This window comes from Methylobacterium sp. 4-46 (genome assembly GCF_000019365.1).
Lineage (GTDB): Bacteria > Pseudomonadota > Alphaproteobacteria > Rhizobiales > Beijerinckiaceae > Methylobacterium.
This window is the reverse complement of the sequence record NC_010511.1, coordinates 7512608-7525892: the sequence shown is the minus strand read 5'-3', so window position 1 is coordinate 7525892 and position 13285 is coordinate 7512608. Positions and strand designations below refer to the sequence as shown.

The following is a 13285-nucleotide window of genomic DNA, read 5'->3' as shown; positions in this document are numbered from 1 at the left end:
CTCCCGCCGAACGGGGCCCCCCGCGGACGGGCGAGCTCCCCGCCCGGCGCCGCGTGCGCCCGGGCGCCCGCGCAGCGAGAGGCGGATCGGGATGGCGGAAGACACGGGCAGCGTGCGCGCGCAGGTGGCGAATGCGCGGGCGCAGGATGTGGGGCGCGGTGTCGCCCGGGTGGGCGCGGCGGTTCTCCGCAGCCTGCACCTGCAGGAGGGCGACCCGATCGAGATCGTCGGCAAGCGCCACACCACGGCGCTCGCCATCGCCCTCGGCGCCGAGGACGAGGGCCTCAGCATCATCCGCCTCGACGGCCTCCAGCGCGTCAATGCGGGGGTGAGCTCGGGCGACCACGTCGAGATCAAGCGCGCCGAGGTGCGGCCCGCGAACCGCGTCGTGCTCGCCCCGGCCCAGAAGAACCTGCGCCTGCAGGGCTCGGCCGAGGCCCTGCGCCGCACCTTCTTCCGGCGGCCGCTGATGGCCGGGGACGTGATCTCGACCTCGGTGCAGTCGCGGATGGGCCACGACGACGTGCCGCCCGAGCTGCGCTCGATGTTCAACCTGCCGGCCTACGGCCTTCAGGAGATCCGCCTGGTCGTGGTCTCGACCCAGCCGCGCGGCATCGTGCAGGTCACGGCCGAGACCGAGATCGACCTGCGGCCGATCTACGAGGAGCCCAAGGAGGCGCGGCGCGCCGACGTCACCTACGACGACATCGGCGGGCTCGGCAGCACCGTCGACCAGGTGCGCGAGATGGTGGAGCTGCCGCTGCGCCACCCCGAGCTGTTTCAGCGTCTCGGCATCGACCCGCCCAAGGGCGTGCTCCTCTACGGCCCGCCCGGCACCGGCAAGACCCTGCTCGCCCGCGCGGTCGCCAACGAGACCGAGGCGCAGTTCTTCCACATCGCCGGCCCGGAGATCATGGGCAGCCAGTACGGGGAATCCGAGCAGCGCCTGCGCCAGATCTTCTCCGACGCGCAGCGCAATTCGCCCGCGATCATCTTCATCGACGAGATCGACTCGATCGCGCCGAAGCGCGAGGAGGCCCGCGGCGAGGTGGAGCGCCGCATCGTCGCCCAGCTCCTCACCCTGATGGACGGGCTGGAGCCGCGCCAGAACATCGTGGTGATCGGGGCGACGAACCGGCGCGACGCGATCGACGAGGCCCTGCGCCGGCCCGGCCGCTTCGACCGCGAGATCGTGATCGGCGTGCCCGACGAGCCGGGCCGGCGCGAGGTGCTGACCATCCACACCCGCGGCATGCCGCTCGGCGACACCGTCGACCTCGACGAGATCGCCCGCACCACCTACGGCTTCGTGGGGGCCGACCTCGCGGCGCTCGCCCGCGAGGCGGCCATGGACGCGCTGCGGCGCGTGCTGCCGCAGATCAACCTGAAGGAGGGGATCCCGCCGGAGATCCTCGAGACCCTGCAGGTCTGCCGCGAGGATTTCCTCAACGCCCTCAAGCGGGTCCAGCCCTCGGCGCTGCGCGAGATCATGATCCAGGTGCCGAATGTCGGCTGGGACGACGTCGGCGGGCTCGGCGACGTCCAGACCCGCCTGCGCGAGGGCGTGGAACTGCCCCTCAAGAACCCGGAGGCGTTCCGGCGCATCGGCATCCGGCCGGCCAAGGGCTTCCTGCTGTTCGGGCCGCCCGGCACCGGCAAGACGCTGCTCGCCAAGGCGGTGGCGCGGGAGGCCTCGGCGAATTTCGTGGCGACGAAGTCCTCGGACCTGCTCTCGAAATGGTACGGCGAATCCGAGCAGCAGGTCTCGCGCCTGTTCGCCCGGGCCCGGCAGGTCGCCCCGACCGTGATCTTCATCGACGAGATCGACTCGCTCGCGCCGGTGCGCGGCGGCGGCCTCGGCGAGCCCGCCGTGACCGAGCGGGTGGTCAACACGATCCTGGCCGAGATGGACGGGCTGGAGGAGCTGCAGGGCGTGGTGGTGATCGCCGCCACCAACCGGCCGAACCTGGTCGATCCGGCCCTGCTGCGGCCGGGCCGCTTCGACGAACTCGTCTACGTGCCGGTGCCGAGCGCGGAGGGCCGCCGCCACATCCTGGGCATCCACACCCGCGGGATGCCGCTCGCCCGCGACGTCGACCTCGACGACCTCGCGGCCCGCACCGTGCGCTTCACCGGGGCGGACCTGGAGGACCTCACCCGCCGGGCCGGCCTGATGGCGCTGCGGGCGGACCTCGCGGCGAGCGAGGTGACGCGGGCGCATTTCGAGGCCGCGCTGCACGAGACGCGCCCCTCGGTGACGCCCGAGATGGAGCAGGATTACGAGACGATGCTGCGCACCCTCAAGCAGGAGGGACCGCAGCGCCAGCCGATCGGGTTCATGCCGATCCGGCAGGCGGCCGAGTGATCCGACATCCGACGGATGGCTTCGCCATGCGGATGTCGGCTTCGCTCAAGCGCCGCGCGGGCTTGGCATACCAAACCCGCTTCATCCCTTCGGGATGGCGGCTTTGGGCCTCGCTCAAGCGCCGCGCGGGCTTTGGCATGCGACATTCGACGGATGGCTTCGCCATGCGGATGTCGGCTTCGCTCAAGCGCCGCGCGGCCGGGATCGATCGGGCGGCGCCCACGGCCGGTCACGGGGCCGCCGCGATCGCCCGGCCGAGGTCGAGCGCGAAGCGCCCGCTGCTCCACATGCCCTCGAGGGCGGTGTTGGTCAGGGCCACGAGCGTGAGGCCGCGGGCCGGGTCGACGAGCCAGCTGTGGCCGTAGACGCCGCCCCAGCGCCACGTCCCGGGCGTCTCCGCGACCCCCGCCGCCCGCGGATCGCGCAGCACCGCGAATCCGAGCCCGTAGCCCCAGCCGGGCGAGCCTTCGAGGTCGATCTTGGCGACCTGGTCGCGGCCCATCTCCGCCGCGAGGTCGGGCGGCATCAGCGGCGCGCCGCCCCGGCGCAGGGCCTCCAGGAGGCGCATCACCTCCGCGGCCGTGCCGACCATCCCGGCGCCGCCGGACGGAAAGGCCTCCGGATCGAAGATGCGGGCCGGATCCATCGCGATGCCGGCCAGGCCCGGCCCGAAGTGCAGGGTGTCCGGCTCGCGCATCCGGCGCGCGAGCGGCACCCCGTCCGCGTAGGCGGCGGCGAGGCGGGAGGCGTCGCCGAGGGCGAAGCCGGTGTCGCGCAGGCCCAGGGGCTCGGCGACGAGGCGGCGCACCGCCTCCGGCAGCGTCAGGCCGGTCGCGGCCGCCACCAGGGCCCCGGCGACGTCGAGGCCGAGCCCGTAGCGGAAGCCGGTGCCCGGCGCGAACAGCAGCGGCACGCCCGCGAGGCGGCGCAGGTTCTCCGCGAGGGTCAGGCCGCAGCGATCCATCCCGTCCGAGACGCCGGCTCGGTGCAGCGGCCCGTCCGCGGATTCGAGGAAGCCGTAGCCGAGCCCCGAGGCGTGGCTGAGGAGGTGGCGGAGCGTGATGCGCGCCGGCCGCCCCTCGTGGCGCGGCGCGAAATCCGGCAGCCACTCGGTGATCGGGCGGTCGAGCGCGAGCCGACCCTGCGCCACCAGGGCCAGCGCGGCCGCGGCCACGAAGGGCTTCGACACGGAGGCGAGCCGGAAGATCGTGTCCGGCCGCATCGGCGCCGCCGCCTCGCGGTCGGCGAGCCCGGCGGCGCGGGCGTAGACGGTCTCTCCGTCCCGGCCCACCAGAACGACGGCGCCGACGATGCGCTCGGCCGCCAGGGCGCCGTCGATGACGCGGTCGAGCCGCAGGATCAGCGAGGTCTCGGACATGTCACGCTCCTTCGAGGGGTGAGGGTGGCGCGGCCGGCGGGAAGCCGTGGTGCCGGGCGCGCAGGACGACGAGGAAGCTCGGGACGAGCAGGATCATGAGCGCCGGCGGCAGGCCCTGGGCGCCGACCCGCTCCAGGAGCAGGCCGCCCCCCGCGATGGCGAGGTTCCAGGTCGTCACCAGCATCGCCTGCGCGACGTCCGCCTCATCCCCGGCGGACCGGCTGAGGGCCGTCTGGAACAGCGTCGCGGCGCCGCCGAAGGCGAGGCCCCAGGCGGCGACCGCCGCGATCAGGAGCGCCGCGCCGCCGCCGAGGGCGAGACCCAGCGCCGAGAGGCCGAACAGGGCCGTGCTGAGGAGCGTCAGCGTCCGCAACCGGCGATCGACGAGGAGGCCGACGATGCCGAGGCCGAGCACCGAGGCCGCGCCGAAGACGAGCAGCACGCGATCGGTGCGGGCGCCGAGCCCCGCCGCGTCGAGGAACGGCGCGATGTAGGTGTAGAGGATGGTGTGCGCGAGCACGAAGGTCAGCGTCGCGGCGAGGACCGGCCGGATCCCGGCCATGGACGCCACGCGGGAGAGCGGCAGCCCGCGGCCGGCCGCCTGTCCGGGAGGATCGGGCAGGGCGGCCAGAACCCAGACGATCAGGATCCCGCTGAGCCCCGTCACCAGGCCGAAGCAGGCGCGCCAGCCGATCAGGGCGCCGAGGAAGGTGCCGGCCGGGATGCCGATCGACAGCGCCAGCGGCGTGCCGGCCATGGCGACCGCGATGGCGCGGCCCCGCGCGGCCTCGGGCAGCATCCGGGCCGCGTAACCGGCCAGGAGCGCCCAGAGCAGCCCCGCCGAGATGCCGGCGACCGCGCGCGCCGCGAGGGTCAGGGCGTAGGAGCCGGACAGGGTCGTCACGGTGTTGGCGACGGCGAAGCCCGCGATCGCGGCGATCAGCAGCGGGCGCCGCCGCAGCGGCCGCGTCGCCGCGGTCACCGGGATGGCGGCGAGGAGCGAGCCGGCGGCGTAGACCGTGACGAACTGCCCGGCGACGGCCTCGGAGACGGCGAGATCCGCGCCGATCTGCGGCAGCAGGCCGGCCGGCAACGCCTCGGTGAGGATGGTGATGAAACCCGCCATGGCGAGGGCGAGGAGGCCCGGGAGCGGCAGGCCCTCGCCGCGGGAGGGGTGGGAGGCAGGGGGCGTTCTCATGGCCCGGGAGGGTAGGGGCCTCGCTGACCCTGCGGAATGAGGCTAGAATTCCCGACATCGCGGACATCCGCGTCCGCAATCGGGGGGGCCCCATGGAGCATCTCGGCGCACTCAACGCCTTCGTGCAGACGGCCGAGGCGGGCGGGTTCGCGCCGGCCGCGGCGCGGCTCGGCCTCTCCGCCTCGGCGGTGGGCAAGGCGGTGGCGCGGCTGGAGGATCGGCTCGCGGTCCGGCTCTTCCACCGCTCCACGCGCTCGCTCACGCTCACCCCGGAGGGCGCCATGTTCCTCGACCGCTGCCGGCGCATCTTCTCCGAGATCGAGGCCGCCGAGATCGAACTCTCCCGGACCCGGCGCGCCCCGAGCGGGACGCTGCGCGTCAGCCTGCCCCTGATCGGCATGCTGATGATGCCGGCGGTGATGGCCTTCATGCGGGCCTATCCGGAGATCACCCTCGATCTCGACTTCACCGACCGGCTGGTGGACGTGATCGAGGAGGGCTTCGACGCCGTGATCCGCACCGGCGAGGCGCGCGACTCGCGGCTGATGATGCGCCGGCTCGGCGCCTTCTCGCACCGGATCGTCGCCTCGCCCGACTACCTCGCGGCCCGCGGCACGCCGCGCGCGCCGGAGGACCTGCTCGCCCATGCCTGCCTGCACCACCGCTATCCCACGACGGGCAAGCTGCAGCGCTGGCCCCTGGTGCGGGACGGCGCGGATCTCGACCTCGCCCTGCCGGTGACCGCGGTGGCGAGCACCCTGGAACCGCAGCTCTGCCTCGCCGAGGAGGGGTTCGGCCTCGCCTGCCTGCCGCTCTTCGCGGTGCAGCGGTTCCTGCGGCGCGGCGCGCTCGTCGCCGTCCTTCGCGATCACCTGCGCGAGGTCGGCGCCTTCCACATCCTGTGGCCGGCGAGCCGCCACCCCTCGCCCAAGCTCGCCGCCTTCGTGGCCTTCATGGGCGAGAACCTGCTGCGCGAGACCGATCCGCTCCGCTGCCGGCAGGATGTGCAGGATTCCTGAGCGCCGCGTCCCGCGGCTACTGCGCCGCCTCGGCGGCCGTCGGCGGCTCGCGCTCGATGGTGCGGAAGGCTTCGAGCTCGGTCAGGTAGGTGCGGGCCCACCAATCCACGTCCTCGCGGCCGAGCCGCTCGACCATCGGCTTCCAGCGCTCCAGCCGCTCGGCCTTGGGCATGTAGAGGGCGGCCCGGATCGCCTCCGCCACCTCGAACCGGTCGTAGGGGTTGACCAGCAGCGCCTCGGGCAGCTGGCGCGCCGCGCCGGCGAATTTCGACAGGACGAGCACGCCCGGATCGTCCTCGCTCTGGGCCGCCACGTATTCCTTGGCGACGAGGTTCATCCCGTCGCGCATCGGCGTCACCAGGCCGACCCGCGCCGCCCGGTACAGGCCCGCCAGCACCGCCCGCGGATAGGCCTTGGTGACGTACTGGATCGGCGTCCAGGACGGCTCGCCGAGCGAGCCGTTGATGTTGCCCAGGACCTCGTTCACGTCGCGGCTGAGCTGCTCGTACTCGGGCACCTCAGTGCGCGATTTCGGGGCGATCTGCAGTAAGACGACGTTGCCGCGCTGGTCGGGGTTGGAGGCGAAGAAGCGCTCCACCGCCTCCATCCGCTCCGGCACGCCCTTGGAATAGTCGAGCCGGTCGACGCCGATCAGCAACTTGCGCGTGCGAAGCCCGGCGATCGTGTCCCGCACCGTCCGGTTCATGCCGGCCCGGTCCGCCGCCTGCCGGAAGCCCTCGACGTCGATGCCGATCGGGAAGCTGCGGATGCGGGTGCGCCGCCCATCCACCATCAGCGAGCCGCCGCCGAGCGGGATCGCCCGCAGCTCGTCGACGAGGTTGCGCGAGAGATTGTGGACGTCGCACTCGGTCTGGAGGCCGATCAGGTCGTAATCGGCCACCGCCCGCAGCAGCTCGTTCGAGGCCGGGAGCGTGTTGAACACCTCGCCCGAGGGCCACGGGATGTGGTGGAAATAGCCGATCGGATTGGCCACGCCGAGGCCACGCAGCTCCGAGGCGAGGGGGATCAGGTGGTAATCGTGCACCCAGATCAGGTCCCCGGGTTCGATCAGGCCGGCCAGGGCCTGCGCGAAGATGCGGTTGACCCGCTGATAGCCCGCGTAGTCGGCCCGCGAGTAGGCGGCGAGGCCGAGCCGGTAGTGCATGATCGGCCAGAGCGCCCGGTTGGCGAAGCCGCTGTAATATTCCCGGTGATCCTGGGGCGAGAGGTCCATCACCGCGTAGCGCACGCGGCCGCGATCCGCGATGGCCGGCGCGCCCGAGGGCTGCTCGGCGATCTTACCGCTCCACCCGAACCACAGCCCCCGATACGCGGTGAACGCTTCCTTCAACGCGACCGCGAGGCCGCCCGCCGCGACGGCCTTCGATCCCGCTTCCGGGACGGCGACGCGGTTCGAGACGATGATCAGGCGTGACACGGCGGTTACGGACTCCCTGAGCGGGGGAGGGTTCCGGGCCCCGGCCCCTCCCTCACGGCGCGAGCGTAGGATGCGCGGAATGCAAGCGCGATCCGCGGCCCTTGGTCAACCCTCGCGGAACGCATCGGTTGCACGGCGGCGCTTTCCGCCGGGCACGGCGCTCCACAGGAATCGCCCCGGTTTCGCCGCGCTGCGGCGCGGCCGCGGGCCGGACGAGAACGGGCCTTGCATCCGCAGCGGAACCGGGCGACCCGGCTGCGGTTACTCGCTCAATCGTAGACCGCGCCGGGCGGGCGTCCGACGCGCCATGATGATGTCTCAAGGAGTCTTGGGTGATGAGCGCGGGTTATCAGAACGGGCAGCATCAGGCCGGGCCGGGGCCGGGCGCGGACCATCCGGCCGGCTGGACGGGCCTGCGCGACGACGTGCGCCAGCTCGGCGACGTCGCGGTGGAGCGCGGCTACGGCCTGGTCGACGCGGCGCGCGAGCAGGTCACCGGCTACGTCGCGCGGCGCAAGGACGACGCGGCGCAATCGGTCGAGGATTTCGCCCGAGCTCTCAGGGAATCGGGCAAGGGCCTGGAGAGCCAGCCGAACGTGCGGGCCTTCTTCGACAGCGCCGCGGAGGGCCTGGAGCAGCTCTCCGGCTCGATCCGCGAGCGCAGCTTCGAGGACTTCTACAGCGACATCGAGGCCGCGGCGCGCCGCCGCCCGGCCGCCGTGGCGATCGCCACCTTCGTGACCGGCTTCCTGGCGGCGCGCTTCATCAAGTCCTCGGCCCATCCGCGCCATGCCATGCCGGGCCGCGAGGCCTTCGCGGCCGAGCGCCGGGCGGGCGGGCGTGGCCCTGTCTGACGGAGGCGGCGATGGCTGAACCGAGCAATGGCAGCATCCAGGGTCTCCTCGCGGAGGCCCTGCGCGAGACCACCGACCTCGCCCGCAAGGAGATCGCCCTCTTCCGGACCGAGATGTCGAACAATCTGAGGACGCTGTTCCTCGGGCTCGGCATGGTGGTGGGGGCGGCGGTCTTCGCGGTCGTCGCGCTGCTGGTCCTGGTCGACGCGCTGGTGAAGTGGCTGGCCACCCTGGTCCATTCCGAGGCGCTCGCCGCCCTCATCGTGGGCGGCGTGTTCCTGGTCGTGGCGGTGGGCCTCGCCCTGGCGGGCAGCCGCGCGATGTCGCTCTCGACCCTCACGCCCACCCGCACGACCCGCCAAGTGCGCCAGGACGCGCGAGTCCTGTCCGAGAGGGTGTCCGGATGACCCAGTCGATCTCGGAGCTCGAACAGGAGATCGAGCAGACCCGGGCCCGGCTCGATCACACGATCGACCGCATCCAGGACCGGCTGTCGCCCGCCAGCATCGTCGACGAGATGCTCGGCACGGTGCGCCAGTCGCCGATGAGCGGCCTCTACGACGGGGCGCTGGCGGCGGTTCGGCGCAACCCGGTGCCCGTGATGCTGATCGTGGCAGGCGTCGGCTGGCTGCTGCACCGCGTCTCCGAGGAGAATCGCCGCCGCCTCCACCAGGAAGCGACGGCGGCGCGCGCCGCGACGGTGCCGGTGCTGAACGACGGCGCCGTGCGCATCTACGACCCGGACCGCCCGACCGACCACCCGGCCGCCGACGGGGTTGCCCGTCCGGAGGCCGCGCAGATCTGACGCGGGCCGGACCGCGCCCGCAAGCCAAGGCTGCACGACAAGGATGCACGACATGGCCGACCACACCATCAAGCCCGCAACTCCGGACGCCCCCTCCGCCCACGTCCCGGGCGCCGGGCCGGAGCGCAATCTCCACCAGGACCACGACACCGCCCGGGCGCAGGCCGGGACGGCCGGCGGACAGGCACCGGGCCAAGGCACCGGCCAAGCCTCGAGCCAAGGCACGGGCCAAGGCACGGGCCAAGCCTCGAGCCAAGCCTCGAGCCAAGCCTCGGACTTCGCCGCGAAGGTCGGCGACACCGCCGGTCAGACCGCCGAGCAGATCCGGCAGGCCGCCGACGCCGCGGCCGAGCGCCTGCGGCGGACGGCGAGCGACGCGGTCTCGCAGGCCCACCAGCGCGCCAGCCAGGCCTATGGCAGCTTCCAGCAGGGCGGCTCGGAGACCCTCGACCGCGCCCGCGACTACGCCAACGACGCGATCGAGTCCGGCGCCCGGCGCTACGCCGACCTGCGCGAGCGGAGCTCGGCGCAGATCTCCCGCGGCCAGAGCGCGGTCGAGCGCTTCGTGGGCGAGAACCCGCTCCTCGTCGGCGTGGTCGGCCTGGCCGCCGGCCTGATGATCGGCGCCCTCCTGCCGCGCACGCGCCGCGAGGACGAGACGGTCGGCGCCTGGGCGGACGAGGTGCGCGACCAGGGCCTGCGCTACGCCCGCGAGGCGACCGAGCGCGGCCGCCAGTTCGTCGAATCCGCCCTCGACCAAGCGCAGGACGCGGCCTCCGCGGCGGCGCACGCGGCCACGGACGAGCTGCGCCAGGCCGATCAGGGCGGCGCGACGCCGCGCCCGGGCGGGCCGACGATCCAGACGCACTGAGCCGATTTCCCGGGGCGCGGGCGGACCGCGCCCCGAACCCGGCCCGGGCCCCGGCGTTGTCGGCCCATGACGGACGACAGCCCCCGCCTCGGCTTCTGCTGCAAGTTCATCCCCGACGAAGCGCCCGGCACCCACCCGACGCTCAAGGCCGCCAAGGAGGCGGCGCTGGCGATGAACGTCACCAGCGTCACCATCGCGCATCTGCGCCGGCTCGACCCCGCCGGCGCCCGCGACAAGCTGGCCGCGGTCGTGGGCCACAACCTCGCGGCCCTGCGGCGCCAGATCGGCTGGGTCGCCGCGCGCCCGCCGCTGGAGCGGCTCCTGCGCCTCGCGAGCGCGATCCTGCCCGGCTACACCCATCCCGAGGTGCGCGACCTCTACGCCGACCCGGATTTCCGCCGGTCCATCGAGGCGGGGCTCGCGGGAATCGGCGAGGCGGCGCGGGCGGGCGGCGTGCGGCTCAGCATGCATCCGGGGCCCTTCTGCATCCTCGCCTCGCGCAACCCGGCGGCCCTGGCCAACGGCATCGCGGAACTCGACTACCACGCCGAGGTCATGGCGATGATGGGCTACGGCGCCGGCTGGCACCCGCACGGGGCCCACGTGAACATCCATGTCGGCGCCCGCGAGCCCGGCCTCGCGGGTTTCCGCGCCACCCTGCCGCGGGTGAGCGAGGCGGCGCGCCACCTCGTCACCGTGGAGAACGACGAGGATTCCTTCGGGCTCGACGACGTGCTGGAACTCGGCGACCTCGTGCCGGTGGTCCTCGATCTCCACCACCACTGGATCCACAGCCGCGGCCACTACATCGCGCCGGACGATCCGCGCATCGCCCGGATCCGGGAGTCCTGGCGGGGCGTGCGGCCGGTGAGCCACGTCAGCGTCTCGCGCGAGGACCTGCTGGTCGGCCACGACCCGGATGCCCTCCCGGACTTCGCCGCGCTGCTGGCGGCGGGCCTGAGCGGCCGGGCGCTCGCGGCCCATTCCGACCTGATGTGGAACCGGGCGCTGAACGACGTCGTGGCCCTCCACCTCGCCTGGAGCGATTTCGAGATCGAGGCGAAGCTGAAGAACCTCGCCTCGACCGGCCTCGCCCGTCAGGTCGGCGGCCCGCTCGCCCTCGCGGCCGAGTGAGCCCGCCTCGACGGCTGCGCCCGCACGCGCTATCGCTCGGGCACCATGCGAAGCGCCGATTGCGACATCCTCGTCATCCCGGGCTACACCAATTCCGGGCCCGATCATTGGCAGAGCCGGTGGGAGGAGCGGCTCTCCACGGCGCGGCGGGTGGGGATGCCGGACTGGGACCGCCCGGAGCCCGAGCCGTGGCGCGACGCGGTCGTCGCCGCGGTGCGGGCGGCCGAGCGGCCGGTCGTGCTCGTCGCGCACAGCCTCGGGGTGGTTTCGGCGGTCCAGGCCGCCCCCTTCCTGCCCCCGGGCGCCGTGCGGGGCGGCTTCCTGGTCGCGCTGCCGGACGTGGAGCGGCCGGACGCGCCGGCCCTGCTGCGCGCCTTCGCGCCGATCCCCCGCGAGCCGCTGCCCTTCCCGGCCCTGCTGGTCACGAGCCGCTCCGATCCCTGGACCGCCTATGACCGGGCCGAGGATTTCGCGGCCTCCTGGGGCGCCGAGCTCGTCGATGCGGGCGAGGCCGGGCACCTGAACGGCGAGAGCGGCCACGGCCCCTGGCCCGAGGGGCTGATGCGCTTCGCGGGCTTCCTGCGCGGGCTCTGATCGGGGATCCGCGTGATCGCAGCAGATCCCGGATCCCAAGCCCGCGCGGCGCTTGAGCGAAGCCGAAATGCCAAGCCCGCGCGGCGCCTGAGCGACGCGGACATCCGCATGGCCGAAATCGGAGATGGCGAAGCCATCAATCGGCTGTCGCATGACCGCGTCCTGCGGCGCCGGGGCAGGGGAACCGGCCCGGGCCGGTCCCGTTCGACATCCGGTCCGTCCGGCTCTCGCGCGGATCGCCCGGCCGCCGCGTCGCGAGGAACCGGTTCTTCACGGCTTCGGGCAAGACTCCGCGAGAAGGTGTTCGGGAAGGAAACGACGGGACGTGCGCCGCCTCCGCCTCCTCCGCAGCCCGGGCGCCGTCCGGATGAGCGCCGGCTTCGCGGCGCTGATCGGCATGATGCTGATCGCGCTCGGCGCGTTCGTGTACCAGCACCAGGGTACCGAGGCGGTCCGCCACACCGTCATGGTGGACGCGCAGCTCGGCCACCTCCTCTCGGCCGTGCAGGAGGCCGAGACGCAGCAGCGCGGCTTCCTGCTGACCGGCGACGCCCGATTCCTGGACGCCTTCGCGGCGAGCGAGGCGATGATCGCCGACGAGTTCGAGGAGCTCGAGGCCCTGGTGCGCGATGCTCCCGAGCAGCGGGCGCGGGCCGAGCGGCTGCGCGGCCTGATCGCCGCCAAGCGCGCCGATCTCGCGGCCACGGTGGACCTGTCCCTGCGCGACGGGCGGGACGCCGTCGCGCGGGCCCTGGCGGGCGGCCCGAGCAAGCCGCTGATGGACGAGATCCGGGGCCTGCTGCGGCAGATGGAGCAGCAGGAGGCGGCGCTGATGGAGGCGCGCCGGGCCCAGGTCTCGCGGGTCGCGCTGACGATCTGGGTGCTGGTCGCGCTCGGGGCGACGCTGCTGGCAGTGCTCGCCGTCTCGGCCGTCCGGGAGGCCGGCCGGCGGGCCTCGCTGTCGCGCTTCCTGCCGGAGGAGCTGGTCACCCGCCTGGCGGACGACGTCGAGGGGTTGCGGGCCGGGCGCCGGCAATTCGCCGCGATCGTCTTCGTCGACCTGCGCGGCTCCACGGGCCTGGCCGAGCGGCTCGATCCCCACGCGCTCTCGGTGCTGCTCACCGCCTTCCGCCGCCGGATCATCCGGCTCGCGCGCCTGCACGGCGGGGTGGTCGACAAGTTCATCGGCGACGGGGCGCTCCTGGTCTTCGGCCTGCCCGAGCCGCGGCCGGACGACGCCGCCCGGGCGCTCGCCTTCGCGCGCAGCCTCGCGGCGCTGGCCGGCCGCCCGAGCGCGCGCTGGGCGCGCCCGCACGGGATCGGCATCGGCGTGCATTACGGCGAGGTCTTCTGCGGCATCATCGGCCAGCAGGCGCGGCTGGAATTCACCGTGCTCGGCGACACCGTCAACGTCGCGGCCCGGCTGGAGCAGGCCACCAAGGTGCACGGGGTGGCGATCCTGGCCTCGGAGGCCGCCTGCCGCGCGGCGGGCGCGCGCGGCGGGGCGTGGCGGGAGGTCAGCCGCGCCCCCCTGCGCGGGCGCCGCGAGGCCATGGCCTACTACGCGCCGGCCGCGGAAGGGACGGCCCCGCCGGTCGCCGCCATCGCCTGAGGCGGGGCCGGCCGCGA

General features: G+C 73.8%; 12 protein-coding genes. 9 read left to right on the top strand and 3 right to left on the bottom strand.

Annotated features, from left to right (window positions below; all coding sequences use genetic code 11):
• Nucleotides 1-91 precede the first annotated feature (91 nt).
• Nucleotides 92-2365 (top strand): CDC48 family AAA ATPase, encoded by a 2274-nt coding sequence (locus tag M446_RS33065; protein ID WP_012336445.1) that lies wholly within the window; start codon nucleotides 92-94, stop codon nucleotides 2363-2365.
• Between the two features lie 229 nt (nucleotides 2366-2594).
• Here the strand turns inward: M446_RS33065 and M446_RS33060 are convergent, their stop codons facing one another.
• Nucleotides 2595-3743 carry a serine hydrolase domain-containing protein gene (locus M446_RS33060; protein ID WP_012336444.1) on the bottom strand — a complete coding sequence of 383 codons (1149 nt, stop codon included), beginning with the start codon at nucleotides 3741-3743 and terminating at the stop codon, nucleotides 2595-2597.
• A gap of 1 nt (nucleotide 3744) precedes the next feature.
• Nucleotides 3745-4941: an MFS transporter gene (locus M446_RS33055; RefSeq protein WP_012336443.1), complete on the bottom strand. Its 1197-nt coding sequence runs from the start codon at nucleotides 4939-4941 to the stop codon at nucleotides 3745-3747.
• 92 nt (nucleotides 4942-5033) lie between these two features.
• On the opposite strand from M446_RS33055, the gene M446_RS33050 reads away from it, so the two are divergent.
• Entirely contained in the window at nucleotides 5034-5960 is a 927-nt protein-coding gene (locus M446_RS33050) for a LysR family transcriptional regulator (RefSeq protein ID WP_012336442.1), read from the top strand.
• A gap of 16 nt (nucleotides 5961-5976) precedes the next feature.
• Here the strand turns inward: M446_RS33050 and M446_RS33045 are convergent, their stop codons facing one another.
• Nucleotides 5977-7398, bottom strand: a complete 1422-nt coding sequence (locus tag M446_RS33045) for an alpha,alpha-trehalose-phosphate synthase (UDP-forming) (RefSeq protein ID WP_012336441.1) — start codon at nucleotides 7396-7398, stop codon at nucleotides 5977-5979.
• A 335-nt stretch (nucleotides 7399-7733) separates the two neighbouring features.
• Here M446_RS33045 and M446_RS33040 point away from each other — a divergent pair, with 335 nt between their 5' ends.
• From M446_RS33040 to M446_RS33010, 7 genes are all read left to right on the top strand, one after another.
• Nucleotides 7734-8252, top strand: a complete 519-nt coding sequence (locus M446_RS33040; protein WP_012336440.1) for a hypothetical protein — start codon at nucleotides 7734-7736, stop codon at nucleotides 8250-8252.
• 11 nt (nucleotides 8253-8263) lie between these two features.
• Complete coding sequence (locus tag M446_RS33035) at nucleotides 8264-8659, top strand: phage holin family protein (RefSeq protein ID WP_012336439.1); 396 nt, start codon at nucleotides 8264-8266, stop codon at nucleotides 8657-8659.
• Nucleotides 8656-9057: a DUF3618 domain-containing protein gene (locus tag M446_RS33030; protein WP_012336438.1), complete on the top strand. Its 402-nt coding sequence runs from the start codon at nucleotides 8656-8658 to the stop codon at nucleotides 9055-9057. Before M446_RS33035 ends, M446_RS33030 begins: the two co-directional genes overlap by 4 nt.
• Before the next feature lie 52 nt (nucleotides 9058-9109).
• A complete protein-coding gene (locus M446_RS33025) occupies nucleotides 9110-9928 on the top strand; it encodes a hypothetical protein (protein WP_012336437.1) in 819 nt (272 codons plus the stop codon).
• A 66-nt stretch (nucleotides 9929-9994) separates the two neighbouring features.
• Nucleotides 9995-11062 (top strand): UV damage repair endonuclease, encoded by a 1068-nt coding sequence (locus M446_RS33020; RefSeq protein WP_012336436.1) that lies wholly within the window; start codon nucleotides 9995-9997, stop codon nucleotides 11060-11062.
• A gap of 45 nt (nucleotides 11063-11107) precedes the next feature.
• Complete coding sequence (locus M446_RS33015; protein WP_012336435.1) at nucleotides 11108-11656, top strand: RBBP9/YdeN family alpha/beta hydrolase; 549 nt, start codon at nucleotides 11108-11110, stop codon at nucleotides 11654-11656.
• Between the two features lie 325 nt (nucleotides 11657-11981).
• Entirely contained in the window at nucleotides 11982-13268 is a 1287-nt protein-coding gene (locus M446_RS33010) for a CHASE3 domain-containing protein (RefSeq protein ID WP_012336434.1), read from the top strand.
• Nucleotides 13269-13285: the final 17 nt, after the last annotated feature.